Source organism: Streptomyces sp. NPDC002779, assembly GCF_042888685.1.
Classification (GTDB): Bacteria; Actinomycetota; Actinomycetes; order Streptomycetales; family Streptomycetaceae; genus Streptomyces.
Map to the genome: position 1 here is coordinate 36,798 of NZ_JBIAQC010000014.1, position 26,319 is coordinate 63,116.

The 26,319-nt window shown below is 69.5% G+C and carries 22 protein-coding genes and 1 pseudogene; 6 read left to right on the plus strand and 17 right to left on the minus strand.

All coding sequences use genetic code 11. The annotated features are described in order from the left end of the window. Positions 1-18: 18 nt before the first annotated feature. The 3 genes from surE to ACFYW5_RS30710 all read right to left on the minus strand — a co-directional run bounded on the left by surE (position 19) and on the right by ACFYW5_RS30710 (position 4,329). Complete coding sequence (gene surE, locus ACFYW5_RS30700) at positions 19-1,113, minus strand: 5'/3'-nucleotidase SurE (RefSeq protein WP_389420371.1); 1,095 nt, start codon at positions 1,111-1,113, stop codon at positions 19-21. Between the two features lie 102 nt (positions 1,114-1,215). Further along, positions 1,216-3,003: a glycoside hydrolase family 3 protein gene (locus ACFYW5_RS30705; protein WP_389420372.1), complete on the minus strand. Its 1,788-nt coding sequence runs from the start codon at positions 3,001-3,003 to the stop codon at positions 1,216-1,218. A gap of 54 nt (positions 3,004-3,057) precedes the next feature. Further along, positions 3,058-4,329, minus strand: coding sequence for an MFS transporter (locus ACFYW5_RS30710; protein WP_389420373.1), 1,272 nt, complete (start codon positions 4,327-4,329; stop codon positions 3,058-3,060). 283 nt (positions 4,330-4,612) lie between these two features. Between ACFYW5_RS30710 and ACFYW5_RS30715 the strand changes: the two genes are divergently transcribed. Continuing rightward, complete coding sequence (locus ACFYW5_RS30715; protein ID WP_389420374.1) at positions 4,613-5,320, plus strand: TetR/AcrR family transcriptional regulator; 708 nt, start codon at positions 4,613-4,615, stop codon at positions 5,318-5,320. A 235-nt stretch (positions 5,321-5,555) separates the two neighbouring features. Here the strand turns inward: ACFYW5_RS30715 and ACFYW5_RS30720 are convergent, their stop codons facing one another. The 9 genes from ACFYW5_RS30720 to ACFYW5_RS30760 all read right to left on the minus strand — a co-directional run bounded on the left by ACFYW5_RS30720 (position 5,556) and on the right by ACFYW5_RS30760 (position 13,136). Continuing rightward, positions 5,556-5,822, minus strand: coding sequence for a DUF4235 domain-containing protein (locus ACFYW5_RS30720; protein WP_389420375.1), 267 nt, complete (start codon positions 5,820-5,822; stop codon positions 5,556-5,558). A gap of 25 nt (positions 5,823-5,847) precedes the next feature. Further along, positions 5,848-6,276, minus strand: a complete 429-nt coding sequence (locus tag ACFYW5_RS30725) for a DUF3618 domain-containing protein (protein ID WP_389420376.1) — start codon at positions 6,274-6,276, stop codon at positions 5,848-5,850. Continuing rightward, the gene (locus tag ACFYW5_RS30730; RefSeq protein WP_389420377.1) at positions 6,273-6,701 is read right to left on the minus strand and encodes a phage holin family protein; all 429 of its coding nucleotides are present in this window, start codon (positions 6,699-6,701) and stop codon (positions 6,273-6,275) included. Before ACFYW5_RS30730 ends, ACFYW5_RS30725 begins: the two co-directional genes overlap by 4 nt. After that, on the minus strand, positions 6,694-7,134 hold the full coding sequence (locus tag ACFYW5_RS30735; protein ID WP_389420378.1) for an ATP-binding protein: 441 nt from the start codon (positions 7,132-7,134) through the stop codon (positions 6,694-6,696). The genes ACFYW5_RS30730 and ACFYW5_RS30735 overlap by 8 nt, the downstream gene beginning before the upstream one ends. Positions 7,135-7,246: 112 nt before the next feature. Continuing rightward, positions 7,247-8,731, minus strand: coding sequence for a glycoside hydrolase family 32 protein (locus ACFYW5_RS30740; protein ID WP_389420379.1), 1,485 nt, complete (start codon positions 8,729-8,731; stop codon positions 7,247-7,249). Positions 8,732-8,771: 40 nt separating this feature from the next. Beyond that, complete coding sequence (locus ACFYW5_RS30745) at positions 8,772-9,644, minus strand: carbohydrate ABC transporter permease (RefSeq protein WP_389420380.1); 873 nt, start codon at positions 9,642-9,644, stop codon at positions 8,772-8,774. A 1-nt stretch (position 9,645) separates the two neighbouring features. Next, positions 9,646-10,581 carry a carbohydrate ABC transporter permease gene (locus ACFYW5_RS30750; RefSeq protein WP_389420381.1) on the minus strand — a complete coding sequence of 312 codons (936 nt, stop codon included), beginning with the start codon at positions 10,579-10,581 and terminating at the stop codon, positions 9,646-9,648. A 74-nt stretch (positions 10,582-10,655) separates the two neighbouring features. Then, positions 10,656-11,960, minus strand: a complete 1,305-nt coding sequence (locus ACFYW5_RS30755) for an ABC transporter substrate-binding protein (protein WP_389420382.1) — start codon at positions 11,958-11,960, stop codon at positions 10,656-10,658. Between the two features lie 141 nt (positions 11,961-12,101). After that, positions 12,102-13,136 carry a LacI family DNA-binding transcriptional regulator gene (locus ACFYW5_RS30760; RefSeq protein ID WP_389420383.1) on the minus strand — a complete coding sequence of 345 codons (1,035 nt, stop codon included), beginning with the start codon at positions 13,134-13,136 and terminating at the stop codon, positions 12,102-12,104. A gap of 263 nt (positions 13,137-13,399) precedes the next feature. Between ACFYW5_RS30760 and ACFYW5_RS30765 the strand changes: the two genes are divergently transcribed. After that, positions 13,400-16,333: a GH32 C-terminal domain-containing protein gene (locus ACFYW5_RS30765; protein WP_389420384.1), complete on the plus strand. Its 2,934-nt coding sequence runs from the start codon at positions 13,400-13,402 to the stop codon at positions 16,331-16,333. A gap of 267 nt (positions 16,334-16,600) precedes the next feature. Continuing rightward, on the plus strand, positions 16,601-19,387 hold the full coding sequence (locus ACFYW5_RS30770; RefSeq protein ID WP_389420385.1) for a GH32 C-terminal domain-containing protein: 2,787 nt from the start codon (positions 16,601-16,603) through the stop codon (positions 19,385-19,387). Positions 19,388-19,455: 68 nt separating this feature from the next. On the opposite strand, the gene ACFYW5_RS30775 is transcribed toward ACFYW5_RS30770, so the two are convergent. Beyond that, entirely contained in the window at positions 19,456-19,770 is a 315-nt protein-coding gene (locus ACFYW5_RS30775) for a hypothetical protein (protein WP_389420386.1), read from the minus strand. 481 nt (positions 19,771-20,251) lie between these two features. Between ACFYW5_RS30775 and ACFYW5_RS30780 the strand changes: the two genes are divergently transcribed. Continuing rightward, entirely contained in the window at positions 20,252-20,713 is a 462-nt protein-coding gene (locus ACFYW5_RS30780) for an ATP-binding protein (RefSeq protein ID WP_389420387.1), read from the plus strand. Positions 20,714-20,800: 87 nt separating this feature from the next. Here ACFYW5_RS30780 and ACFYW5_RS30785 read toward each other — a convergent pair whose 3' ends face one another. Both ACFYW5_RS30785 and ACFYW5_RS30790 read right to left on the minus strand, forming a co-directional pair. Then, entirely contained in the window at positions 20,801-21,292 is a 492-nt protein-coding gene (locus tag ACFYW5_RS30785) for a nucleotidyltransferase domain-containing protein (RefSeq protein WP_389420471.1), read from the minus strand. A gap of 71 nt (positions 21,293-21,363) precedes the next feature. After that, positions 21,364-22,806, minus strand: coding sequence for a PLP-dependent aminotransferase family protein (locus tag ACFYW5_RS30790; protein ID WP_389420388.1), 1,443 nt, complete (start codon positions 22,804-22,806; stop codon positions 21,364-21,366). A 97-nt stretch (positions 22,807-22,903) separates the two neighbouring features. Between ACFYW5_RS30790 and ACFYW5_RS30795 the strand changes: the two genes are divergently transcribed. Together ACFYW5_RS30795 and ACFYW5_RS30800 are read left to right on the plus strand one after the other, a co-directional pair. Then, on the plus strand, positions 22,904-23,497 hold the full coding sequence (locus tag ACFYW5_RS30795; protein ID WP_389420389.1) for a TIGR03086 family metal-binding protein: 594 nt from the start codon (positions 22,904-22,906) through the stop codon (positions 23,495-23,497). Continuing rightward, complete coding sequence (locus ACFYW5_RS30800; protein WP_389420390.1) at positions 23,491-23,970, plus strand: hypothetical protein; 480 nt, start codon at positions 23,491-23,493, stop codon at positions 23,968-23,970. The genes ACFYW5_RS30795 and ACFYW5_RS30800 overlap by 7 nt, the downstream gene beginning before the upstream one ends. 85 nt (positions 23,971-24,055) lie before the next feature. Here ACFYW5_RS30800 and ACFYW5_RS30805 read toward each other — a convergent pair whose 3' ends face one another. Both ACFYW5_RS30805 and thrS read right to left on the minus strand, forming a co-directional pair. Further along, complete coding sequence (locus ACFYW5_RS30805) at positions 24,056-24,895, minus strand: aldo/keto reductase (protein WP_389420391.1); 840 nt, start codon at positions 24,893-24,895, stop codon at positions 24,056-24,058. Positions 24,896-25,083: 188 nt separating this feature from the next. Continuing rightward, positions 25,084-26,310 (minus strand): annotated as a pseudogene (thrS, locus tag ACFYW5_RS30810) (threonine--tRNA ligase). Between the last annotated feature and the right edge of the window lie 9 nt (positions 26,311-26,319).

The window sequence follows — 26,319 nt, forward strand, 5'->3', positions numbered from 1 at the left end:
GGGTCTCCTGGGATGCGGTCAGGCGCGGGGCGCGTCGTGAGTGACGTAATGCTTCAGCCGGGCGAGCTCGCTCGTGGCGCCGGCCCTGACCCCGTACGTACGGTCGGCCGTGACTGGTGCCACGGCGATGTGGCCCCGGCCGAGCATGGCGGTGGAGTCCGCATCCTTCACGGTCTCGGTGCACGGATCGCCGGGGCGGTTGGGGCACACGCCGAAGGTGATGTCGTAGCTGTCACCGCCGCCGTCCTGCTGTTTGGCCTGGTAGGCGTGCCACACGACCTGGCCGTGGCCGATGCTGGTCCAGACCGGGGGCTTGGCCCGCTGTCCGGCACTCACGTCCGGGTAGTCCACCTTGAGCGCGAACCGGTCGGTGAACAGGTCGCGTTGGCGCAGCCCGCCGAGGAAGGCGGCGGCGAACCGGGCGTGGGCACGGTAGTTGGCGAGCGGGAAGCGCATCTGGGAGGCGTCCCCGGAAGAGGAGAAGGCCACGGCGGGCAGGCCTTGGTCGATGGCGGCGATGGCGGCGCCGACCGTGCCCGAGTCGTTGACTTGGGCGCTGACATTGGGCCCGGAGTTGATGCCGGTCACCACCAGGTCGGGACCGTCCGACCAGCCGGCCTTCGCGGAGAGGCCCCCGCGGAGCGCGAACTTGACGGTGTCGGCCGGGGTGGCGCTGGGGCTGTCGGTGCCGCACCGGTCGTCGGACAGACAGATGCCGTAGACGGGGGAGCCGGAGGGGGTACCGGCGCAGTCGTTCTCGTAACCGGCGGGCAGGTGGATGCGCCGGGCGAGCGTGAGCGTGCCGCCGTTGGTGACCGCGGTGCCCTTGCCGGACTGCACCTGCCACGGCGCCATGACGACGACGTCGGCGCCTGCGTCGCACAGCGCCTTGCGGATCTCGTACAGGCCGAGTCCGTCGGAGTTCGACGCCTTGGCGGCCTGCATGGAGTCGTCGTTGGACAGCAGCACGCGCAGCCCGGCGAGCGGGTGGCGGTCGCCGCCTGGCCCCGGGCCGACGGTGTCGGCGGTGTCGGCGGCGGCGGTCACACCGAGGCAGGCGAGGGCGATCCCGGCCGCCGTGGCGGCGAGAACTCTACGAGGGGTGGTGGGCATGGCTGAGGGGTGTCCCTTCGGTCGTGCGATGGCACTTCGGGGCCGGGGGCGGCGCGGGTCAGGTGTCGCCGCCCCCGACGGCTCGGGCGGGGGTGCGGTGGCTCAGATGGCCAGGCCCGCCCCGTACGGGAAGAGCGGGTCGGCCGTGTCGTGCGGTACGTCGGGGCGGGAGGCCTCGACGACGGCCATTGAGCGGGGCATCTCGAAGGGCAGCCGCCCCTCGGCGGTGGCGCGGCCGAAGGCGACGTCCAGCAGTGCCTCGTCGCTCGCGCCGTAGTCGGCGATGAGCGCGGCGGCGCGTTCGGCGATCTCCGGGACGACGGCGGGCCGTTCGAGGTTGAGGAGGACGACGGTCGGTACGGCGTCGAGCAGCCGCAGGATCGGCTTCAGCTCCTCGTCGGTGAAGTCGAGGCGCCCCGAATGGAACAGCGACTCGAACCGGTTGTCCCGGTGTTCGTACGGGGTGTGGAGGCGCAGCACCGCGAGGTCGGCGTCGGCCGGGTCGGTCACCACGTCGCCGTACTCTTTCGCGACGCGGGCGTCGACGCCCTCGACGTACAGCTTCGGGCGCCGGTCCGGTGCGCCACCGGCCGGCAGGGTGCTGTCGCGGTTGCGCAGGACGGTGAGGGAGCGGCGCTGCGCGGACTCGCCCGCGGCGCGGAACTCGCTGTTGCCGACGACCTCCTCCGCCAGGTCCGGGTCGACGTACGGGCGGTCGAAAAGCCCGAGGACGAACTTCTCGCGCAGCAGGCGGCGTACGGAGGCGTCGACGCGCTCCTCGGCGACGCGGCCGGAGCGGACCAGTTCAACCACGGTCTCGGGGCAGGCCTCGCCGCCGAACTGGTCGGCGCCCGCGTCGAGGGCCTTCGCCGCGCGCTCGGCGACGGTGAGGTGCTCGACGCCCCAGGCGCGGGCCTGGTGCAGCTCCCCGAAGATCGACGCGTCGGTCAACAGGCCCCAGTCGGTGCAGACGATCCCGTCGAAGCCCAGCCGCTCGCGCAGCAGCCCGGTGATGACGCCCTTGTTGAAGCCGAAGCCGACCTCCTCCCAGTCGGTGCCGATGGGCTGCCCGTAGTACGGCATCATCTGCGACGCCCCGGCGGCGATGGCGGCCTTGAAGGGCTCCAGGTGGTAGTCGCGCATGCCGCCCGGGTAGACCTGCTCCTTGCCGTGCGGGAAGTGCGGGTCCTCGCCGTCCTTCTGCGGGCCGCCGCCAGGGAAGTGCTTCACCATGGTGGCCACGCTGTGCGGGCCGAGCGTCTCGCCCTGGAAGCCGCGGATGTACGCCTGGACGAGCTCGCTCGTCAGGGTGGCGTCGGCGCCGAACGTGCCGGACTGGCGTGACCAGCGAGGCTCGGTGGCGAGGTCGATCTGCGGGTGCAGGGCGACGCGCAGGCCGACGGCGAGGTATTCGCGGCGGGCGATGTCGGCGAAGCGGTGGACGAGTTCGGGGTCGCGGGTGGCGGCGAGGCCGGTGGGCTCGGGCCAGGCGGAGAACGCGCCGGCCTGGATCGACGCGCCGATGTTGGCGGTGAAGGAGTGGCGGGGGTCGGTGGAGACGGTCACCGGGATGCCGAGGCGGGTGCCGGCGGCGATCTCCTGGACGGCGTTGTGCCATTCGGCCAGCTGCCGGGGCCCGGCAGTGCCGATCAGGTTGACGTGGCTCATCAGCTTCGACCGCAGCAGGCCGGTGGTGTCGGACGGGATCAGGGCGTCGTCGCCCGCCTCGACCGGGCGGCCGTCGGGGTGCATCGGCAGCATGGTGTGGAAGAGCAGGCCGGCCTTCTCCTCCAGCGTCATCCGGGCGAGGAGGTCGGCGACGCGCGCGTCCACGGGGAGGGAAGGGTCCTGGTAGGGGTGGCCGTCGTTGCGGGGCGGTGCGGGAGGCATGGGTTCTCCGGGGGCAGGACTGGGGCAGGAGCGGGGGATCAGGGAACGGCGCGGTCAGCGGACGCCGCGGATCGGGACGACGGACAGGGCGCCGAGGACGGTGATCACGGCGCCAGTGATGAAGAGGGCTGTGTAGCCACCGAGCGAGGCGACGACGAGCGACGCCATGAAGGGCGCGATGATCTGCGGACCGGCGTTGGCGATGTTCAGGACGCCCATGTCGCGGGCGGCGTCGTCCGCACTCGGCAGCACCAGCGTGACCAAGGCCGTGTCCACGGCCATGAAGCAGCCGAACGACAGCCCGGTGATCACGCAGAAGGCGAGCATGCCGGTCCAGGTGGGGCTGACCACCGGCACGATCATGCCGAGCGCGGTGAAGACGCAGGAGACCGCGATGAACGGCTTGCGCCGGCCGATCCGGTCGGACAGCACACCGCCGACCACCGTCGACAGCAGCGTGCAGACCGCGCTGACCGGCGAGATGATCGCCACCGCGGCGGCGGGCGAAAGCCCCTCGGGCAGGTCGATGTGGTCCTGGAGGATGTACAGCTGGTACAGGAAGACGGCGAAGTAGCCGAGCATCATCAGGAACCGGCCGATGAACGCCCAGCGGAAGTCACCCGCCTTCAGGGCGGAGCCGAACGCGGCGAACTGCCGACCCAGCGGCACCGTCTCCACCTCGGGGAGCTTCTGCTCCTGTACGAGGGCGGTGAAGAGCACCCCCGCGCCGGCGATGACCGCACCGAGGACGAGGTAGCCCATGCGCACGTCGTGCGGGATGAACGCGACGGCGATGGTGACGCCGATGATCGTGCCGATCGGGATGCCCATGCCGACCATGGCGGAGGCGAGCCCCCGGCGCTCCATGGGCACCCGGTCGGGGACGACGGCGGTGATGGCGGCCTGGTAGACGTTCATCATCGCCTGCACCAGGCACCAGCCGATGGTGACCAGCAGGATCGTCCTCATCGAGCCCAGCAGCGCGAGCGCCCCCAGTGCGGCGAGGCCGCCGCCGAGGATCCAGGGATTGCGCCGCCGGGAGCGGTCCGACAGCAATCCGGCCAGCGGGTTGAACAGGGTCGCGAAGACGGCGGCGACCCCGGAGACCAGGCCCAGGTTGGCGATCTTCTCGGCCGGATCCAGCAGCTCGATCTGCACGGGCAGCAGCACCTGTCCGACGCCCATGTAGACCATGAACATCGCGGTGTTGCCGACGCCGAGCAGGAGCAGCAATTTGGCCAGGGGGCGCCCGGCATGCGTCGCTGCGGACGCTGGTACGGACGGCGGTACGGGGACGGGTACGGGGTCGGTCTCGGGTCTGGACATGTCCGGCTCCTCGGGGTGCGGCGGCTCTCGCGGACGGAAGAGGGGAAGGGGGACGGGGACGCCGAAACAGGCAACGGGGAACGAGGAACGGGGCATTCGTGGGGAGGCGCAGACGAGGGGACGGCCGTGATCGCCGGAATGCTCCGTACCGGGCATGGGGGGTGGCCCCGCGGTTCGGGCGAGCACAGGCAATCACGAATACCGAGTAGGTAGTAGGTTTCGTGAATGTGACGTGGGTCACAGCAATCTCGGCCTGGCTCGCCGACTGGTTAAGGTGCTGCCCATGGATCACAAGGACGAGCGGACGGCGCGCACGAAGACCCCGGGGAGCGGCAGAACCGCAGCTCGCGGCGGCTACGCCGTGGGGGACGAGCGGCGCCTGCGCATCCTGGACGCCGCGGTGGAGCACTTCGCCCAGTGGGGCTTCCACGCCTCGTCGCTCGCCCGCATCGCCAAGGACGTCGGCATCACCCAAGGCGGCTTGCTGCATCACTTCCGCAGCAAGGAGGACCTGCTTGTCTCCGTGCTGGAGCGCAGTGAGGAGCACGACATCGAACGGTTCTTCTCAACCGAGTTCGACTCCGCCGCCGACTGCTTCCTGCGCCTGCTCGAACTCGTCGACTACAACAGCCGCCGCCCCGGCCGGACCCGGATGTTCAACGTCCTTGTCGGCGAGTCGTCGGACCCCGGTCACCCCGCTCACGCCTTCTTCACCCGGCGCTACCGCACGGTCCTGCGCGACCTGTCCGACACCCTGCGTCGCGGTGTCGACTCGGGGGAACTCAAGCCTGGCACGGAGCACCTGGCGGAGGCTCAGGAAATCATGGCAGTCATGGACGGGCTCCAGCTCCAGTGGGCGCTGGAGCCGGAGCGGCTGGACATGACCGAGCGGATGCGCCGGTATCTGGACCGCGTGTATTGCTCGATCTCGACCACGGGGGCCGCTCTGCCACCGGGACCCGCGGACGACGCCGACGAACCGGGCCGCTGAGCCGGGAAGCAGTCAGGGGTGACGCTCGCTTGACGCTCGTACCCACCTGATCACGGCCGGCATGGCGTCAGAAGGTCTCTGACCTGCCTGATCTCGGATCATGCTGCCGGTGCGCATGGTTCCGATGACGGCAGGCATCGTAGGCCTCCTGCTCACCGTGGCAGGCGATGTGGCCGCTTCGGCAGGATGATGCGCTACGACGCCCGCCGACAGGACGTGGTCACGAGGGCAGGGCTCAGCCGGGCCAGGTGCCGGTCAGGCGGCGGGTTGCGGCGGCGCCGCCGCGGTCGACGGCTGCTTTGACCCCGGCGAAGATCGCACCCTGCAGGACGGCCGCGGCCAGGATCTCGCCCCACTGGCGTTCCTCGTCGGTGGCATCGGGTGCGTCCTCGTCGTGGCCGAACATCTTCCACGCCTGCTTGAACAGTGCGCCTGCCAGCATGCCGGTGACCGCGCCGAGGGCCAGGCCGACCGGCTTATAGGCGATCTTCGATGCCTTCATCTCGGATCTCTCCTCGTTCTATGGTCTAGCTCTTGTTGCGGCGCAGCAGGACGCAGGCGATGAGGACGGCCGCGCCGGCCGCGATGAGGGCGCCCCGGTTGTCGCGGAGGGGTTCGGGGGCCTTTTCCTGCCACAGGTGCTGGGCCTGCTCCGCCTTCGCCCTGGCCTGGTCGGCGGCCGTGGCGGCCTTCTCCTTGACCGGGTCGGGCAGCTTGTCCTGCACCAGCTGTGCGGCCTCGCCGGCCTTGGCTTTCGCCTGCTCGCTCAGCACGGCCGCCGTCGCCGTCGCCTGCTCCTTGACCGCGGCGGCCTTCTCACTCGCGCGGGCCTTGACGTCCGTCTTGTCGGCGAGCGCCTCGACCGTCTCGCCCAGTTCCTGGCGGGTCTGCTCGACCTGCTCGCGCAGTTCTTCCGGGCTCTGGGCGGTGGGTTCGTCGTGGGGCGGCTGGGTCATCGCTTGGCACTCTCCTTGATCTTGGCCACATCGGCCTTGACGCTGTCGAGGGTCGCTTCGGGGGCCGGTGGTGCGGCACGGGAGACTTCCTTCTTGCCACCCAGTGCCAGCACCGCCGTGACGAGGCCGAGCACGGCGGTGGCGATCAGGGCTGCGGCCCACACCGGCAGTACCGTCGCCAGGGCGGCGATCGCGGTGGCGACCAGCGCCTGCGCGGTGAGGAAGCCGACCAGGCCGGCTCCGCCGAACAGGGCGCCGCCCTTGCCGTAGTGCTTGCCCTTCTCTTTCATCTCCGTCTGCGCCAGCCGCATCTCGGTCCGCACCAGCTCGGTGAGCTGCTGCGACGCGCGCTGCACCAGTTGTCCCACCGGCTCCTCACCCATCGCGGTGTGGCTGCCGGTGGCGGGACGGCTTGTCTCAGCCATCGTCATCCCCTTTCGTCCCTCGTGCCCGCCGAGTCCCACGCATACGGCGGCGGACACGCGTCCTGGGGGACTGACACAGACCGTTCACAAGATCAACATGCGGAGGTGGCGGACAGGTGCCGCAGGTGAACGTTCCGTTAGTCGGTCGCCGGGGCGTCCAGCTCCACGCGGGCCGCGCGCACCGGCCGCGCGGCGTCTCATCGATCCGCAGGTCATGAGTGACTGCGGCGACGATGGCCAGGCCGCGGCCGTGCTCGTGAGGCTCGGCAGGCGGGATGGCCGCCTTGGGCTGCCCGTGATCGGTGACCGACATCTCCAGCGTCGGGCCTGTGCGGCCGATCGCCGGCGTCATCGTGCCGCGGCCGTGGAGCGCCGCGTTGGTCAGGAGCTCGCTGATCACCAGTTCCGCCGTGCTCCGGTCGTCGGCGTCCATGGCGAAGGCGACCCCGGGGTCCGTCCTGGCGGTCCGCCCTGGCGGCCGCCCCGGCTTCGGGGCCGGGGCCGCCGCCTCACGGGCGTCCGCCAGGGCTCAAGGGCAACGCGCCCTACCTGAGCGCGGGCCGGGCACTCGCTTCCGCCTCGCGTCGCATGGTGTACGGGCGCAGGTTCCACGCGGCGACGGTGTAACCGAGGCGGCCCTCTCCCGCGGCGTGGCCCTCTGCCGAGGCATGGGCTTCGATCCGCCAGGGGCTGCCTCCGGTGGGATAGAACCGCAAGGTCAGCGTCCGGCCCGACGGGAGGTACAGCTCGGCGACGGAACGGTCCACCACCAGACGCAGCTCGATGGCCGCACCCGAGGCGGTCTTCGCCTCGGGGCAGGGCATGCGGTACGTGCCCCCGTGGGCGCGCGGATCGAGCGAGGCGTGGTCACGGTCCACGACGAGGTCGCCGGTGGCGGGGTCGATCCTGATGTCGAGGAACTCGCTGCCCTCCGCGGAGGTCACCAGCCGCAGCCCACCGCCCGGCGCGTGGAATTCCAGACGGGCGGTCAGGTCGAAGCTCGCATCCACCGTGCCCAGTACGGCAGTTGCGGAGGTCTCCCCGGAAGCCGTAAGGGCACGTCCGTCGCGCAGCGACAGGAGTTCCGCGGCCGGCTGCTGTCGTACGGAGCCGTCCTCGCCGAGGGTGACCTCGCGCGGCAGGGTCAGCATCCCGGCCCAGCCGGCCGCGCTCACCCACTGAGGGTCGCGGGCCTCCCATGACCAGCCCCACAGCAGCCACCGGTCGTCGGGGGCGGGCAGCAGGGCCGGTGCGTAGAGGTCGGGGCCGTGGTCGAACAGCACGGGGGCGTCGGCGAGGAAGCGGCCCTCCTGCTCGCGTCCGGCGTAGACCACCGTCCTTCGGGGGCCGAGTTCGGGGTCCCAGGCGCTGACGATCAGTGCGCCGCGTCCGTCCGGTGCGTGCAGGTACTGGGGGCACTCCCAGCCCAGCCCCGTATCGGCGCCCGGCGCCACCGGCTGGGGTGCCTGGTCCAGGAACGGGCCGCGGTACTGCCACTGTTCGAGGTCTGCGGACTCGTAGAGGAGGGCTGCCGCGCGGCCGTCCGTCAGGGCGGAGCCGACCAGCATCCGCCAGCGGTCGCCCTCGTGCCAGACATAGGGGTCGCGGTACATGCTGACGCCCGGGGGCAGTTCGGGTATCAGCAGGCTGCCGCGCGGGGTCCAGGTGCGGCCGTCGTCGATGGACGCGGCGGTGGTGACGGGTTGCGCCCAGCGGTCGGTGCGGAAGGCGGAGTAGAAGGCGACCATGCGGTCGCCGTCGGACACGGCGTTGCCGGAGTAGCAGCCGTCGGCGTCCTCGCCGCCCGGCGTGGGGGACAGGGCGACCGGGAGTTCCTCCCAGGTCAGCAGGTCGGTGCTGCGGAAGTGGCCCCAGTGCATGTGCGCGTGCTCGGGTCCGTACGGGTTGTACTGGAAGAACACGTGGTAATAGCCGTCGTGGAAGGCCAGCCCGTTGGGGTCGTTGAGCCAGTTGCGGGGCGGGCGCAGGTGTGCGACGGGCAGGTGGGGGTCTGCGGGCAGGACGGACACGCGGAGGTCCTCTCCAAAGGGGGGTGTCGAAAAGGCGCTGTCAGCCCTTGACACCGGTGGAGGCGATGCTGTTGACGAAGGAGCGCTGGAAGGCCACGAACAGGGCCAGGATCGGCACGGTGATCATGGAGGAGTAGGCCATGATCTGGCCCCAGCCGACGTTGAGTTGGAAGAAGTAGGAGATGCCCACCATCACCGGTCGCAGGTTTTCGCTCTGGACGACCATGAGCGGCCACAGGTAGGAGTTCCAGGCGGGCAGGAAGGTGAGGATGGCGACGGTGGCGACGGCCGGTCCGGACAGCGGCATGATGATCCGCCGGTAGACGGTGAACCAGCCGGCGCCGTCCATGACCGCGGCCTCGTCGATCTCCTTGGGGATGCTCTGGAAGTACTGGTGGAAGAAGAAGATTGAGAAGGCGTTGGCCACGAACGGCACGATCTGTACCTGGTAGGTGTCCATCCAGCCGGTGGTCCACTCGAGGTGGAAGCCGTTGACGCGCAGCAGCGGCAGTTGGTTGACCCACCACACCAGCGGCAGGGCGAAGGTCTCGAACGGCACGATGAGGGTGGCGATGACCGCGGTCATGACGACCTTGCGGCCCGGCCACACCATGCGTGACAGGGCGAAGGCGGCCATGCTGTTGATGAGGACGCCGAGGATCACGGTGACCGACGAGATGATCACCGAGTTCAGCAGGAACTGTGCCGCGGGTACGCGGTCGAAGACGCCTGTGTAGTTGTCCAGGGACAGGGCGCCGGTCGGCAGGAAGGCGCGCAGGGAGCCGAGGTCGTCGAAGATCTGGTCGTCCGTCTTGAACGAGGAGACCAGCATGAAGACGAGGGGCAGCGCGAAGACCAGGGCGAGGACGACGCGGCCGGCGTGACCGCCGAGGTGCTTGAGGAAGGAGGTCATGTCAGTCCTTCTCCCGGGTCAGGAAGCGCTGGACGAGGGACACGCTCAGGACGAGCACGAAGAAGACCAGGGAGATGGCCGCCGCGTAGGCGGTCTGCTGCTGGTCGTAGCCGGAGTGCACCGCCTGGTAGACGACCGTCGTGGTGGAGTCCAGGGGCCCGCCTTGGGTCATCACCCTGATCTGGGTGAACAGGCTGAACGCCGCGATGGTGATGGTGACGAGCACGAAGGTGCGGGTGGCGCGCAGTCCGGGCCAGGTGACGTGGCGGAAGCGGTGCCAGCGGGTGGCCCCGTCGAGGTCGGCGGCTTCGTACAGTTCGGCGGGGATGGTCTGCAGTCCGGCCAGCCAGATGATCATGTGGAAGCCGACGCCCTGCCACACCGACATCAGGATGATGGCGGGCATGGCGGTGTGGGGGGCGCCCAGCCAGTCCGGGCCCTCGATGTGCCCGAAGGTGAGCGTGGAGATCACGTGGTTGACGAGGCCGTCCTCGCGGTAGAGGAAGGTCCACAGCAGGGAGACCACGACCATCGAGGTCACGACGGGCAGGAAGTAGACGGTGCGGAAGAAGTTGACGCCGCGTACCTTCGCGTTGACCAGCAGTGCCAGGGCGAGGGCGAGGCCGGCTTGCAGCGGGACGACGACGGCGGCGAAGTAGGCCGTGTTGCGCAGGGACTTGTAGAAGACCGGGTCCTCGAAGAGCAGCCGGAAGTTGCGCAGGCCCACGAAGCGGGCCGGGGTGGGGGAGATGAGTCGGGCGTCGGTGAATGCCAGGGCGAAGGCGAGGACGACCGGTACGACGAGGAAGACGATCAGCAGCACGATGGCCGGGGTGGCCATGCCGACGGCGGTGAGGCTCTCACGGCGGCGGGTGCGGGTCGGTCGTGCTCTTCTTACCGGACGCAGCCGGCCGAGGGCTGCGGTCTTGGTGGTCACGGTAGCTCCAGGAGGGCCGGTCCGGTTCGGGCACGTGGGCGAGCGCGCTCAGGGCCCGAACCGGACCGGGTGGGTCAGCCGGCGTAGTAGTTGTTCGTCTTGAGGTTGTTGTCGATGTCCTTCGCGGCCTGGCCGAGCGCTTCCTCGGGGTCGGCGCCGGCCAGGATGTCCTTGGCCGCCTTCTCGAACTCGGTGGAGATGTAGGGGTAGGCCGGGGTCACCGGACGTACCACCGGGAACCTGCGGGCGAACTCGACGAGGTCGTTGAACTTGCCGCCGGGCTGGTAGCCGTCGATCTGCCGGGCCGCGGCCTCGGTGGCGGGGAGCGTGCCGGTGGCCTTGGCGTAGTCGACGAAGTACTTCGTCTGGCGGGAGAACTTCAGCCATGCCTGGGCGCCGTCCTTGTTGGAGCAGCTGGAGCTCATCGCCCACTGCCAGGACGCACCACCGATCTTGGGACCGTTGCCGAAGTCGACCGGCGGGATGATCGCCAGGTCGTCGCCGAGCTTGTCGGCGTTCTTGGCCGCGTTCCAGCTGCCGTCCCACTGAATGGCGCTCTTGCCGGCCAGGAAGTCCTTGTTGGGATCGGCGCCGGACTTCTTGGCGATGTAGCCCTTGGAGACCAGCGAGTGGAACCACGTGGCCCACTCGACGGATGCGGGGCCGTCGAGGGTGCCGGAGGCGGTCTTGTATCCGTCGCGGTTGATCAGGTCGCCGCCGAAGCTCTGCAGCTGCGGGGAGTAGCCGTAGGACCACCACTCACCGCTGCCGCCGGTGCCCATCTCCAGTGGGTAGTCGAACTTCCCGCTCTTCTTCAGCTTGGCCAGGGCCGCGTCGAATTCGGTCTTCGTCCAGGGCTTGCCGAGGGTCGGGATGCGGATGCCGTGCTCGGTGAGCACCGACTTGCGGGCGAAGTGGGTCAGGGCGACGTCGTAGAAGCCGAAGGCGTAGAGCTTGTCCTGGTAGCGGCCCACCGTGCTGGCGAGCTGGTCGTCGAGGGGGACCTCGCTGCCCGAGACGTCGATGGGGGAGAGGTAGCCGCCCCAGGCCCAGTTCGCGACGTTGGGGCCGTCGACATCGAGCAGGCAGGGCAGCTTGCGGGCCGAGGCCGCGGCCACGACGGAGCTGTTGTAGTCGTTCTGCGGGAACGCCTGGAGCTTGACCTTGTACGTGGTCTGGGAGGCGTTGAAATCCTTGATGATCTTCTTGACGACGTCGAGTTCGGCCGAGTTGCCGGCGTTGTGCGTCCACAGGGTCAGGGTGTCGCCGCTGGCTCCGGACGTGGCGCCGCCGTCTCCGGAGGCGCATCCGGCGACCAGCGCGGTCGCCGCCGCTGCGGCTACACTCGCACCAGCGAGGCGCCTTGTTTTCCACACCACGGGGTTTCCTCCATCTCACTGAGGCGGGTCTTGCCGGACCCGCCGGTGCGACCGGTTGCGTCGGTCGCTGTCTTTCGGTGACCGTCCTGCCGTCCGGGTCTTCGCCCGGCGGCAGGACGACCGTCTTTTGGGGGCCGCCCGTCAGTCCACAGCGGGGGCGCCGATGGAATCGCGCTCCTGCAACGGCATGGCCACCCGGTGGACGGCTGCCTCCAGCGGCCCCTGACGCAGGATCAGCTCCACGGCCAGGCGGCCGAGCTGGTAGTGCGGCAGCTTCACGGTGGTGAGCGCCGGGCGCAGAGCCGCCGCGATGTCCTGGTCGTCGAAGGAGACCACCGACACGTCACCGGGCACGGACAGTCCCGCCTCGCCCAGCGCCTGATAGGCCCCGAAGGACACCCGATCGGTCAGGCACACCAGCGCCCGCGGGCGGTGGCCCGCCCTCAGCAGCGCGGTGACCTCCCGGTAGCCGTCCTGCGTGTTCCAGTCGCACTCGATGACACCGTCCAGGCGGGCCCCGCCCGCCCGCAGGACCTCTTCCAGTCCGCGCATGCGCTCGTTGCCGGCGATGTTTCCCTCGGGGGTGGCGGGCACGGCCAGGTGGCCGCCGATCGCCCAGATGCCGCGGGTGTGACCGGCCGCGAGCAGGGCGCGCGCCGCGTCCCGGCCGGCCTCCAGCTCGTCGGGCACCACCGAAGGCGCGTCGAAGCCGGGTGCCAGGCAGTTCAGCAGCACCATCCGCTGCCCGTGGAGTTCCTTGGGCGGGGTGATGTAGCGGGTGAACATGGTCGCGTAGATGACCGCGTCGACCTGGCGGTCGAGCAGCGCGTGCACCAGGGACGACTCGGCGGCGCGGTCGCCGCCGGCCTCCGTGATGAACAGCAGGTGGTCGCGTGCGCGGGCGGCCTCGAGCGCGCCGCGGATCACGTCACCCGCGAACGGGGTCGTGGTGATCATGTCGGACACGAACCCGATGGTCTGGGTCGACTTCGTGCGCAGGCTGCGCGCCGTGACGTTGGGGCGGTAGCCCAGTTCCTTGGCGACCTGGAGCACGCGTGCCCGGGATGCCTCCGAGATGCGCATGTCGGTGCGGCCGGAGAGCGCGAACGACGCGGTGGTCGGCGAGACGCCCGCCATACGGGCTACGTCGGCCATCGTTACGCGGCGTTCAGACATCAGCGGCTCCCGCTCCATCGTTAAATCGTATTAGCAAGGCTGTGACGAGAGTGAATCGCTGGTGGCTCGATGTCAACACTCGGGACATCTCGAACCGGCAACGGCGAGGCTTTGCACCTTTCATCCGATTCTTGATGACGCGCAGGTAAATCGCCGTGCATTAGCTCTTGCTTTAGCGGCAACGGCGGGCGAACGATGCCGAGCCACGCAGTTAAACCGATTTGGCACGGCGATGCCCTGCCGCACTGTTCCAGGAGTCAGCCATGAGGAGAAGAACGGCCCTCAGCGTCGTGTCCGCCGCCGTGGGCGGCGCGCTCGTCCCGTTCTCGTTCGCTTCCGCTCCCGCCGCCGCACGCACCCGGGCCCGGCCCGCATCTCCCACCGCCCGCTGGGACTTCGACGAGCGCACCGGAGCCGTCACACTCGAGGCCGTCTCCGGCGCCACCGACCCGGTCGGCTACGTCTTCAACGACGCCCGTCACAAGCCCGACAGTGACCCCGTGCGGCGCCGTGGGGTTCGCGGCCGGGCCCTGTACTTCGACGGCTACTCGACCCTCGTCACCGCCGACGGCCCCGGCGACCTCGACGCCTCGACCGGCATCACCCTCGACGTGTGGATCGCGCCCTACGCCTACGAGCACGGCATCGACGGCAAGCCCCAGGCGCTGGTCAACCAGCACAACCCCGACACCGGACGCGGATTCCTGCTCGGCCTGCGCCGCTTCGGACAGATCGTCTTCCAGCTCGGCTTCGAAGACAGCCTGATCGCGGTCAAGGGCGCCCCGGACCAGCCCGCGGCCAAGAACCGCTGGACGCATGTGGCAGCCACCTACGACCCCGCCGCCCAGCAGCTGCGCCTGTACCGCGACGGCCGGCCGATCGGCACCGCCGACACCTCGGACAAGGCCCCCGTCCTCGCCCCGGACGAGCCGCTGCTGATCGGCCGCCACAACCGCTCCACGCTGCTCAACGGCGAATTCCACGCCAACATGTACATGGGTCTGATGGACAGCCTCGTCATCCGACCGGGCGCCCTGGACGATCCGACCGCGCGGCAGGAGCACACCGAGCAGCTCGCCGCCCTCCCCGGCGGACGCATACCCAGGCCGGACCTCACCCCGCACCGCAGCCGCTTCGACGGGGACCGGCACCGCCCCCAGTTCCACATGCTGCCGCCCTGGCACTGGATGAACGAGCCCCATGCGCCCGTCTACTTCAAGGGCAAATGCCACATCTTCTACCAGCACAACCCGCTCGGCCCGTTCTGGGGCCAGATCCACTGGGGGCATGCGGTCAGCACCGACATGGTGCACTGGCGCGACCTTCCCCCCGCCCTCGCTCCCGCCGCCGGCTCGGTCGGGCCGGACGGCTGCTGGTCGGGCTCGGCCTTCGTCGACGGCGACCGGGGGCCGGTCCTGTTCTTCACCGGCGGCGACGACCGGCTGCCCTACCGCCAGCGGACCGGGCTCGCCGTGTCGACCTACCCGACCGACAAGGACACCGACCTGCCCACCTGGACCATGAAGTCCGAGCCGGTCACCGAGGCGCCGGCCGGTCTGCCCGCCGGTCCCGGCACCGCGTGGGCGGAGAACTTCCGCGACCCGTTCGTCTGGGAGGAGGACGGCGTCTGGTACCAGCTCGTCGGCAGCGGCATCGTCGACTACGACGGCACGCGGGTGGCCCGCAAGCACGGGGGCACCGCCCTCGTCTACACCGCCCGCCGGCCCGAGGGCCCCTGGACCTACCGCGGCCCCCTGCACTCCAACGACCTCGCCACCCGGCCGGAGCCCGGCGAGGTGTGGGAGCTGCCCGTCCTGCTTCCCCTGCCCGGACCCGGCGGCAGGCGCACCGGCAAGCACATCCTGCTGATCTGTCCCTGGTGGGAGGGGTTCAACCCGAACGCCGTCAAGCACACCTACTACTGGATCGGCACCTTCGACAAGCGGGCGTGCCGTTTCCTGCCCGACCACGACGAACCCCGTGAGTTCGACTTCGGCGAACACTTCACCGGCCCGTCCGGCTTCGTCACCCCCGACGGCCGTTCCGTCGTCTTCAGCATCACCCAGGACCGGCGCAGCGAACAGCAGCACGCCCAGTCCGGCTGGGCCCACAACGCCGGAATGCCCGTCAGCCTCTCGCTGCGCCGCGACGGCCGCCTCGGCGTCGAGCCGATCGCCGAGGCCGCCGGACTGCGCGGCAAGCAACTCGCCCGCATCCGCCGGACCTCCCTCAAGGAGGCGAACCGCCGACTCGCCGGAGTCCGCGGCGACCTCCTCGACCTCCACGCCGTCATCGAACCGCGCGGCGCGCGATCGATCAGCCTGGCAGTGCGGGCCTGCCCCGACGGCACCGAGGAGACCCTGCTGACCTACGACACCGCCAAGCGCCGCTTCTCCATCGACCGCGACCGCTCCAGCCTCGATCCGGACGTACGCAAGGGCGTCCACGGCGGCACAGTCGAGCTGGACGACGGCCGCCTGCACCTGCGCGTCCTGCTCGACCGTTCGATGCTGGAGGCGTACGTCAACGGAGCCAACAGCATCACCAGCCGTGTCTACCCCACCAGGGAAGACGCCACCGGCCTGCGCCTGACCGCGGAAGAGGGCTCCCCGAGCGTGCTGGTGCTGGACGTCTGGCGGATGAACGGCGCCTACGACACCCCCGTCGCGCCGGCCGTCTACGATCCGCCCCGCCCCACGGACGTCGACGCCCTGCCCAACCACGACTTCGCCACCGGCGACCTCACCGGATGGACCGTCGTCGAGGGCACCACCTTCAGCGACGCCAACGTCACCACCCGCACCGACTGGGGCTGGGGCGGCCCCTTCTACCAGGCCGACACCCAGGACGACGCAGCCGGCCACCACCTGTGGGGCTTCAACCCGGACGCGGGGGGCGACGACGCCACCGGGGTGCTGCGCTCCGCCACGGTCGTCCTCGGCGGAGACGGCGTGGTCGACCTCCTCGTCTCCGGCGGCAACGACCCTGACCGGCTCTACGCCGCCGTGGTCCGCGCCGACGACGGCAAGATCCTGGCCAAGGCGACCGGCCGCGGCGGCGAGCAGTACCGCCGCGTCGTGTTCGACCTCGCCGCCCACCTCGGTGAGCGGATCTACGTCGAGGTCGTCGACCGGGCGACGGGCGGCTGGGGCCACATCAACGTGGACGACGTGAACGTCCCCGTCCGCCGCAAGTAAGCCTCGGCCGCTACGGCGGCCAACTGCCCTTAGGCGCCCGGTCGACCAGGCTGGCTCCCCACCAGACGGTCCGGCACTCGCTGCCCCTCACCTGACCGCGACCGCCGCCCTTCACGGCGACCGCTCTCCCCAGCCCTGCACCACACCCCACAACCGGAGGTACGCATGCGCCCACGCTCACCGGTGAGAGCCACGACCAGGCCCTCACCCATCCTCCTGAGGCTGCTCCTGGCATTCGCGATGTGTCTCGGACTGGCCTCGCCCCTGATGGCATCACCCGCCGGAGCAAGCGGGACCGCCCTGTCGAACCCCGATTTCGAGTCCGGCGATCTGAGCGGTTGGACGACGACCGGGACGCCGTTCACGGGAGCGGTGACCGACAAGCCGGGTTGGGGTTGGGGTTGTTGCTTCAATCAGCAGGGCACCTACCACCTGTGGGGCTTCGCCGCGGGCGGGGATGTTGCCACGGGAACGGCGACGTCTGAGCCGTTCACCTTGACCGGCACGGGCATGGTCAGCGCCCTGGTCTCCGGCGGCCGTAACGACAGCGACCTCTATGTCGCGCTCACCACCCTCGACGGGACGGTGCTGAAGAAGGCCACCGGAACGGACGACGAGACCTACCGCCGCGTCACCTGGGACGCACGCGCACACCTCGGCGAACAGCTGCGCGTCACGGTCGTCGACAAGGCCACCGGCGGCTGGGGCCACATCAACCTCGACGACGTCCGCGTCGGAACCGACAAGGCGCCCGATCCCTCACCGACGGGGCTCGCCGCCCACTGGGACTTCTCCGAGGGCAAGGGCACCACGACCAGGGAGAAGATCAGCGAGGCCGCCGACCCCATCAGCTACGTTTTCAACGACGCCCAGTACAAGCCGGACAGCGATCCGCTGTGGCGCCCTCGGCGCGAAGGCGACGGCGTACTGTCCGGCGCGCTGCTCTTCGACGGTTACTCCACCTGGGTCACCCGCGCCGCGCAGACGCAACTGCCCACGGACGGCCTGAGCGTCGAGGCGTGGGTCGCGCCGCGCGCGTTCGAGTGGGGTGACGACGGCAAGCCCTCGGCGGTCGTCAACCAGCAGGACAAGGGGGCCAAACGGGGCTTCTCCCTCGGCGTCGGCCGGCACGGCAGGTGGCAGTTCGGCGTCGGAACCGGCGACGCGTGGTACGAGCTGACCGTCCCCAAGCCGGCCGCGCTGGCGGCGGGCAAGTGGGCTCACCTGTCGGCCGTGTTCGCGCCGGGTGACGGAGCGATCCGGCTCTTCCTCAACGGCGAGCAGGTCGCCCAGACCGCCGTCCCCACCAGCGCACGGCTGGCCAAGGCCGACGTGCCCCTGATCGTCGGCCGGCACAACCAACCCGCCATCATCAACGGCACGTTCGCGGTGAACATGTTCAACGGACTGATCGACGAGGTGAAGATCCACACCGGAGCGCTCACCCCCGCATCGGTGGCCGCCGGACACGCCAAGGACGTACAGACCTTCGCCGGAGGCGTCACACCCACGGCCCGCATGACGATGGACCGCTCGCGCTACGACGGCGACCGCTACCGTCCGGGCTACCACTTCACCGCACCCAACCACTGGATGAACGAGCCCCACGCCCCCATCCAGTACAAGGGCAAGTACCACCTCTTCTACCAGCACAACTCCCACGGCCCCTACTGGCACAACATCGCCTGGGGACACGCGGTGAGCGAGGACCTGGTCAACTGGCGCGACCTGCCCGTCGCACTCGCGCCGACCGAGGACAGCGTGGCCCCTGACGGAGTCTGGTCGGGCGACGCGGCCTACGACGAGAACGGCGTGCCCGTCCTGCTGTTCACCGCCGGCAACGACTCCCAGCGCCCCAACCAGGCGACCGGACTGGCCCGCCCCGTCGACCCCGGCGACAGCGACCTGGTCGAGTGGAAGATGCACCCCACCCTCGTCACCAGCCAGAGGGCCGACCTCGATGTCGGCGCCGGGCGCAAGGTCCGCTTCGGAGACTTCCGCGACCCGTTCGTGTGGCAGGAGGGGGACACCTGGTTCCAGCTGATGGGCTCCGGCGTGCAGAGCACCGACGGCAAGGACATCGGCGGCACGGCCCTGCTGTACACCTCCAAGAACCTCACCGACTGGACGTACTCCGGGCCGCTGATGGTCGGTGACGTGGCGGCCCACCCCAAGACCGGCCAGGTCTGGGAACTCCCCACGTTCCTGCCCATCGGCAAGGACGCCCAGGGCCGCGAACGCCGGGCCCTGCTCATCAACCCGGCCTTCCCGGCCGGCCCGGGTGAGTACAGCAGCAAGTACGTCTACTACTGGGTCGGCACCTGGGACGCGCAGGCCCGCCGCTGGACGCCGGACACCACGGAGCCGAAACTGATGGACTACGGCGACCACTTCACCGGCCCCAGCGGAATGGTCGACGACAAGGAACGCTCACTGGTCTTCAGCATCGCACAGGACCGCCGCACCGAGCGCGCCCACTACGACGCAGGCTGGGCCCACAACGCCGGTCTGCCCATCGAGCTGTCCATGCGGCCCGACGGCGACCTCGGATTCCGTCCCGTCGAAGAGGTCTCACGCCTCCACGACGGCGAACCCCTCCTCAACATCACCACACCCACATCCATCGCCGCCGCGAACGACCGCCTGGCGACCATCAAGGGCGACATGCTCCACATCAAGCTGACCCTCGAACGCGGCACCGCCGGCACCTTCGGCCTCGATGTCCTGCGCAGCCCGGGAGACGAAGAACGCACCCGCCTCTTCTACGACGCAGCCGCCGCCCAACTGGGAGTCGACCGCACCAAATCCGGCAACAACTCCAGCGCCGAACCCAACCTCGGCATCCACAAGGGCCCGTTGACACTCTCCAACGGCACCCTCAGCCTGGACGTCTTCGTCGACCGCTCGGTGATCGAGGCCTACGCCAACTCCCACAAGTCGATAACCACCCGCGCCTACCCGTTCCGCCAGGACTCTCTCGGCCTGCGCCTCTTCGGAGACGGCAGCACCGTCAAGTCCATGACCGTCTGGAAGATGAACAGCATGACCAGCTGACCCAGCAACACCCACAGCGGAGATCGCGTTCATGGACGCCCCTGCGGCAGAGCAGGGGCGTCCGTTTGTTATACGTCGTCGTACACGATGGGCGGACCCAGGCGGATGATCGTCGAGCAGTCCAACTGCTGGCGGTAGTGCTCGCCGTCCTGGTCGTACCAGTAGCGGCAGTCCTTCAGCGCCTCGTCGACCGGGCCGGTGACTTTGATGCGGGCGATGTAGTAGTGGTCGGCTCCGGACTTCGCCTTCACTTTGACGTGCCCGAACTCGGCGCGCGTGATACGCAGATCCTCATCGGAGACGTTCCAGGTCAGAGGAAGCGCCGCCCAGTACTCGTCGCCGATCTGCGCATGCTCGTAGCCGATGTCCCCCGCGGATTGCATACCGCCGTTGAGCGCGGTCCCCCTGCCCGGACTGCCGGGCGGGCCGTCCACAAGCCACACCAACAGAGTGGCTGCGCAAACGGCGGCCATGACGGCGAAGTGTTGTCTATGAGGAGTAGAAGACCCCAGGATTGTTACAGACGGGTCCATTTTCCCCAGCTCAGGTGCTTGAACAGTGTCTTACGTCCAGCTGCCCTTGGCCGCTGGTGAGTCTCGTTGTACACGGTGGTGACACCGGGGCCGACACCGGCCTGGTTGACCGCGTTGCCGAACTTGCGGCTCTGCTCCTTCGCTAGCGGTGGCACCGCCCGCCCGGGCGGCGGTGATCAGCTTCCGGGAGCGCGGCAGGCCACCGCCGGACGGGGACGCGCGGGACGCCGGAAATCGGCCAGGTACGACTCAGGTGTGGGATGTGGTTTTGGGGGTAGGCGAGGTTTCTTAGCCGTATTGCTCAGGACGAGGGTGGCGGTGTGGCCCAGTGATGCCCGAAAACGAAGATCTGCCACTGGCCGACCGCCCAATCCTTGCGACGGTGACCTTCGCCGGCCATGAGCCGGTGGCCGAGGCGCGCGACGCTGCCCGCGCCTTCCTGAGCGATGTGCAAGCCGTGCACGGCATCCCGGTGTCGGATCGTGCGATGGGCATGGTGCAGCTGGTCGTCAGCGAACTGGTGACCAACGCGCAGAAGTACGCGCCGGGCCCCTGCCTGCTGGATCTGGAGGTCATCGACGGGGCTATGGAGGTCAGCGTGTGGGACACCGATCCGACGCTTCCGGTGGCCCAGAGTCCTGATCCGGGCCGGGTCGGGCAGCATGGCCTGGAGATCGTGATCGGCGTGTGCCACAGCTTCGAGATGCGCCGCGAGCCGGTCGGCAAGCGCATCACGGCCGGCATCGTGCTGGCCGACGATCCCGGCGGGGATCCGGCGGGCCGTCTGATGTGACGGATGAGCCGTGCGGAGTTGATCGGCACCGGACTGGGGAGCGGAACGGGAGGGAGTTTGGTGGCCGTGACGGTTTTGCATCGCAGCTCAGAAGTGGGTGGCGATCCCGAAAGCTCGGCGGAGTTCCGCCATGTCCTGCCGATCGCGGTCCGTGGGCTCGTAGCCCTGATGAAAGTAGACCTGCTGCTCGGCGGACAGGCAGGGGACAGCCGTCCCCTCCACAGTGCCCGTCACGAAACACGCAGAGGAATAGATGAAGGGACGCTCCGGTTCGGTTGACGCCTGTACCGCCGAGCCGTCTTCTCCGAAGACGAGGGGATGGAGGTCGATCTCGCGGCCATCCGGAGCCGTGACGACGAAGCGGATGGGCCTCCAGTTCAGGCTCTCCACGAAACCCGCCTCAGAGAGAGCTGCCACTACAGCGGCTTCCTGGTCTTGCCGATGCATCAGGTCCAAGTCGCGGTGTTCTCGGGTCTGTTCGCCGAGCAGAGCGTCGATGCCCCATCCACCACCGATCCAGACATCTACCTCTGCCCGTCGCAGCAGAGTCAGGACAGACAACACGTCCTCAGCCGTCATCACGCGAAGCAGGCTAGAAGCGATGACCTCGGACAGCGAATGAATATCTTCAACAACCCATCACAGCAGTCTTACGTGGGGCCGAGTACACGGTGCAGTCCCGTCTCGATGTCCGCGGCGCTGATCGAGCCGTAGCCGAAGACGAGCCCCGGGCGCGCGGAGCGGTTTGCCGCGACCTCCGCCAGGGTGTGGACCGCCACGCCGGATGCCCGGGCCTGACGGGCCAGGTCCGTCAGGGCGCCGGGGTCGGCGAGGTGCCCTCGGGTGTAGGTGGTGACGTGCAGACCCGCCGTGGACGGCACCAGCTCGGTCAGGTCCGCGAAGTGGCCGGTCAGCGTGTGGGTGACGGCTTGGTGCCGGGTCGCGTACGTGTGCTGCATCCGGCGGATGTGCCGGGCGAGCAGCCCGTCATCGACGAAGCGGGCGAGCGCCGCCTGGATGGGGACCGAAGTGTGCCAGTCGGCAGCGTACTTGGCGGTGCGCAGCGCTGTACGCAGCGGCGCGGGCGCCACCAGGAAGCCGACGCGCAGCGAGGGCATCATCACCTTGGAGAACGACCCTACATAGATCACGTGTCCGTCCCGGTCCAGGCTCTGCAAGGTCTCGACCGGCCGCCCGCCGAACCGGAATTCGCTGTCGTAGTCGTCCTCGATCACTGCCGCGCCGTGCCGCCGCGCCCACTGCAGCAGCGCGGTTCTGCGCCGCAGCGACATAGGCATGCCGAGCGGGAACTGGTGGGCGGGAGTGACGTACACGGCGCGAGTGTCCGGCGGGATGGCTTCGACCCGCAGGCCCTCGGAGTCCACCGGTATGCCCGTGACCTCGGCGCCCTGTGCCAGGAAGGGCAGCCGGGCCGGTGGGTAGCCGGGCTCTTCTACGGCCACCCGGTCGCCCGGTTCGAGCAGCACCCGCCCGATGAGATCCAGGGCTTGCTGCGTGCCGGTGGTCACCAGCACGTCGTCCGGGCCGGTCCGAACGCCACGGGAGAGCCCGACGTGCCGGGCGAGCGCGGCCCGCAGCCCCGCGTGGCCGGCCGGATCGCCGTATCCGACCGCCCCGGCCCCCGAAAGGCGCAGTTCCCGCGCGATCAGGGGACGCCACACCTCGTACGGGAAGAGGCGGGCATCCGGCAGGCCGACCCGGAAGTCGTGGGTCGCCGTGGTCGGTCCGGTCGTCTCCGGCGTTGTCCATGGGGTCAAGTCCGCCCACAGGGCGCGGGGGCGCAGTCCCGAGGCGGCAGTTTCGTTGGCGGTCGCGGCGCCTTGCGTCGGCAGGCCCGTCGTACGCACAAAGGTCCCGGAGCCGACCTGGCTGCCCGCGTAACCCTCGGCGACGAGTCGCTCGTATGCGACGCCGACCGTGTTGCGGGCCACCGCGAGGCGGCGGGCCAACTCCCGGGTCGGGGGCAGGGGATCGCCGGGCCTGAGCAGTCCGTCGTGGATCGCGGCACGCAGTTGGCGGTAGATCTGGCCGGACAGATCGCGTTGCCCGTCCAGCCTGACGTGCACATCCATCGCGACCTGTTCTTGGTTGGCAACCCGGGAATTGGCTCAATCACTTGGCAGCATATTGGCTCTGGAGCTGAGCCATTGCGAAATCTAGGCTCCGGCCATGGACATACGACGACTGGACCGCCAGGCGCTTTTGCTCAGCAGGGAGTTGGTCTCCCAGGTGAAGGCCGATCATTCGAGGTTGGCGACTCCGTGCGCGGACTGGACCCTTTGCGGCCTTGTTCGTCATCTGGTCAGTCAGAACGAGGGGTTCGCCGCCTCGGCCCGGGGCGCGGGTGAGACGTGGGCCGTATGGTGCGACGGCGACCTCGGCGATGACCCGGCCGGAGCGTATGAGGCGTCGATGGACGAGGTCAGCGCAGCGTTCGCCGAAGACGACGCACTGGAGCGGCCGTTCGCGCTGCCGGAGATCGGCGAGGGTTTCACTGTTCCCGGACGGACAGCGATCGGCTTCCACCTGCTCGACTGCGTAGTCCATGCCTGGGACGTCGCGGTGACGATCGGCGCCCCGTGGGAGCCCTCCGCCGAACTCACCACCGCCGCACTGCGCGTCGCCGCCTTGGTCCCGGACGAAGGCCGCGGGGCCGGTGCAGCGTTCCGCCGACGGATCGCCGTCGCCGACGACGCCTCGCAGGGTGATCGGTTGCTCGCCCTGGTCGGCCGCGACCCGTCGTGGACGCCGGTGCCGTGCTGAGCAGCCGCTGGATCCAGGGTCCCGCCGGGGACTGTCTTGCCAACCACTCCGCAGCGCATACGGCAGGCAGCGACAGTCCCGGTCGCCGGAGCGGCCCGCTGATCGTCAGCGTCACCGACTTCACCAGCGACGCGTACCGGGACCTGCCCGGCATCATGCGTCGCGGCTTCGCGCTGCGGCGGCGCTGGCCGCATCTCGACGGAGCCGTCGGCATGTGGTTATGGGCCACGCCCTTGACCCGGCGCTGCGGAGCGGTCTCGGTGTGGACCGGACGGCGGGCCATGGCGGAGTTCGTTCGGCTGCCGGAGCATGTCGCGATCATGGACGCATACCGGGAACGCGGGACGATCCGGTCGGTGATCTGGGAGTACGAGAGCTCCGACGTGCCGCGGATACGGCGGGACGCGGAGGCATGGCTGATGTCCGCCGACCGGTGCCGTGCCGCACGGGAGGTGCCACGGCAGGCCGGCTGACATCGGCCGCACCGATTCCATCAGCTCCGTGAGCCCGCTCTCCGCGATCAACCCACCCCTCTACGGAGGAAGACTCCCACGAGCCTTACGCCACTGCGGCCAGACGGTCGAGGCGCTCGCGGTGCACCTGGGTCATCTCGAGACGCTCCGCAGCAAGATTCTCCTCCAGGTGCTCGATCCGAGCGGTGCCAGGGATCGGAAGGATCACGGGGGAGTGGCCGAGGAGCCAGGCGAGCGCGACCTGCGTAGGGGTGCCGTCGAGTTCGGCGGCCACGGAGGCGACCTCGGCCCGCGCTCCTGAATTGCCCCAGGCGACGGGCCGCCACGGCAGGAACGCGATGCCTTCCGCTTCGCAGGCCGCGAGCACGGGCTCGTGCTCGCGGTCGAGCAGGTTGTACCGGTTCTGCACGCTCGCGATGTCGACGATGGCCCGTGCCTGGTCGAGTTCGTCGACAGTGACCTCGGAGAGCCCGATCCGTCCGATCTTGCCCTCAGCCTGCAAGTCCCGCAGCGTGCCGACCTGGTCGGCGAGCGGCGTGTCGGGGTCGATGCGGTGCAGCTGAAGAAGCTCGATCCGCTCGACCCGCAGTCGGCGGAGTGCCTGCTCGACCTGTTCCCGCAGCACGGCGGGCCGCCCGTCGAGCTTCCACTCACCTGAGGAGCCTGGAAAAGCAACGCCGACCTTGGTGGTGATCAGCAACCCGTCCGGGTAGGGGTGGAGGGCCTCGGCCAGGAGCTCCTCATTGGCTCCTCTTCCGTACATGTACGCGGTGTCGATCAGCGTGACACCCAGTTCGACGGCCCGCCGCGCGACCGCGAGAGAGGCCTCGCGGTCCGGGCCCGGGGAGGTCGGCAAGTGCATGGCCCCGAACCCCAGCCGCCGTACTTTCAGATCCCCGCCGATACAAAACGCTGTCGATGTCACGTGTTGACTTCCCCCTCGCTCAAGGGCCAACGCTAACAGTGCAGTTGAGTCCCAGCAGCAGATATCCGCGTGGTCTTTCACACCTGGGAGGCGTCCGGTTCGAAACAGGTCGTGGCCAGGACACACGGCCCCGGCAGGCAGATCCACTTCCAGGGGCAACTCCGTCCCCGGATCGACGCGAAAACAGGTCAGTCGGCCCACAGGTTGGTGCTGTGGGCCGCGGTGAGAGCCCTGATGTGGGTGAGTACGTCACCGATCGGCTGCGGGTCGAGTCGGCGTCCGTCACGCAAGCGCAGTGCGACGTGATCGTCAGCGGCCTCTTTGGCGCCGATGACGGCTTGGTAGGGAACCAGGCGGGCCTCTCGGATACGGGCGCCCAGGCTGCCGCGGTCCGGTCCTGCGATCTGGGCACGCAGTCCGAGACGAGTGCAGCGCTCAGCGAGGGACGCGGCGTTCGGTAGTTCGGTGTCGGAGAGCGGAAGGATGACCAGCTGAGTAGGAGCGAGCCAGGCGGGGAAGGCACCCCCGTGCTGTTCGATGAGATGGGCGACGGCGCGTTCCACGCTGCCGATGATGCTGCGATGCACCATGACCGGACGGTGTTTCGCGCCGTCCGCGCCGATGTAGTGCAGGCCGAACTGTTCGGGCTGGTGAAAGTCGACCTGGACGGTGGACAGGGTGGACTCCCGGCCGGCGCCGTCGGTGACCTGGACGTCGATCTTGGGGCCGTAGAACGCGGCTTCTCCCTCTGCTGCCTCGTAGGGCAGGCCGGAGCGGTCGAGGACGTCGGTCAGCAGGACAGTGGACCGCTGCCACTTCTCGGGTGCGGCAACATATTTGCCACCGGGGCCCGGGAGGGAGAGCCGGTATCGGGTCGGGGTGATGCCGAGCGCCGCGTACGCCTCGCCGATCATCTCCAGCGCGGCCTGTGCCTCCTCGGTGACCTGGTCCAGGGTGCAGAAGATGTGTGCGTCATTGAGCTGGATGGCCCGTACCCGAGTCAGCCCGCCGAGCACGCCCGAGAGTTCGGAGCGGTACATGCCGCCCACTTCGGCCATGCGCAGCGGCAGTTCGCGGTAGCTGTGGGCGCGGGAGCGGTAGATCACGGCGTGATGAGGGCACAGGCTCGGCCGTAGGACGACCTGCTCCCCGCCGAGGTTCATCGGCGGGAACATGTCGTCGCTGTAGTGCGCCCAGTGCCCCGAGATCTCGTACAACTCCCGCTTGCCGAGCACCGGCGAGTACACATGCTAGTAGCCCGCCCGCCGCTCGGCGCCACGGATGTACTCCTCCAGGGTGTGCCGCACGGCCGCGCCGTCGGGCAGCCAGTACGGCAGGCCCGCGCCGATCAGCGGATCGGTGTCGAACAGGCCCAGTGCACGGCCCAGTGCGCGGTGGTCGTGTACGACGGTCACTGCGGTCTC

Bases quoted from the DNA above. Each gene is read 5' to 3' on its own strand.
- surE (WP_389420371.1), bottom strand. From the start codon at position 1,113: ATGCCCACCACCCCTCGTAGAGTTCTCGCCGCCACGGCGGCCGGGATC.
- ACFYW5_RS30705 (WP_389420372.1), bottom strand. From the start codon at position 3,003: ATGCCTCCCGCACCGCCCCGCAACGACGGCCACCCCTACCAGGACCCT.
- ACFYW5_RS30710 (WP_389420373.1), bottom strand. From the start codon at position 4,329: ATGTCCAGACCCGAGACCGACCCCGTACCCGTCCCCGTACCGCCGTCC.
- ACFYW5_RS30715 (WP_389420374.1), top strand. From the start codon at position 4,613: ATGGATCACAAGGACGAGCGGACGGCGCGCACGAAGACCCCGGGGAGC.
- ACFYW5_RS30720 (WP_389420375.1), bottom strand. From the start codon at position 5,822: ATGAAGGCATCGAAGATCGCCTATAAGCCGGTCGGCCTGGCCCTCGGC.
- ACFYW5_RS30725 (WP_389420376.1), bottom strand. From the start codon at position 6,276: ATGACCCAGCCGCCCCACGACGAACCCACCGCCCAGAGCCCGGAAGAA.
- ACFYW5_RS30730 (WP_389420377.1), bottom strand. From the start codon at position 6,701: ATGGCTGAGACAAGCCGTCCCGCCACCGGCAGCCACACCGCGATGGGT.
- ACFYW5_RS30735 (WP_389420378.1), bottom strand. From the start codon at position 7,134: ATGGACGCCGACGACCGGAGCACGGCGGAACTGGTGATCAGCGAGCTC.
- ACFYW5_RS30745 (WP_389420380.1), bottom strand. From the start codon at position 9,644: ATGACCTCCTTCCTCAAGCACCTCGGCGGTCACGCCGGCCGCGTCGTC.
- ACFYW5_RS30760 (WP_389420383.1), bottom strand. From the start codon at position 13,136: ATGTCTGAACGCCGCGTAACGATGGCCGACGTAGCCCGTATGGCGGGC.
- ACFYW5_RS30765 (WP_389420384.1), top strand. From the start codon at position 13,400: ATGAGGAGAAGAACGGCCCTCAGCGTCGTGTCCGCCGCCGTGGGCGGC.
- ACFYW5_RS30770 (WP_389420385.1), top strand. From the start codon at position 16,601: ATGGCATCACCCGCCGGAGCAAGCGGGACCGCCCTGTCGAACCCCGAT.
- ACFYW5_RS30775 (WP_389420386.1), bottom strand. From the start codon at position 19,770: ATGCAATCCGCGGGGGACATCGGCTACGAGCATGCGCAGATCGGCGAC.
- ACFYW5_RS30780 (WP_389420387.1), top strand. From the start codon at position 20,252: ATGCCCGAAAACGAAGATCTGCCACTGGCCGACCGCCCAATCCTTGCG.
- ACFYW5_RS30785 (WP_389420471.1), bottom strand. From the start codon at position 21,292: ATGACGGCTGAGGACGTGTTGTCTGTCCTGACTCTGCTGCGACGGGCA.
- ACFYW5_RS30790 (WP_389420388.1), bottom strand. From the start codon at position 22,806: ATGGATGTGCACGTCAGGCTGGACGGGCAACGCGATCTGTCCGGCCAG.
- ACFYW5_RS30795 (WP_389420389.1), top strand. From the start codon at position 22,904: ATGGACATACGACGACTGGACCGCCAGGCGCTTTTGCTCAGCAGGGAG.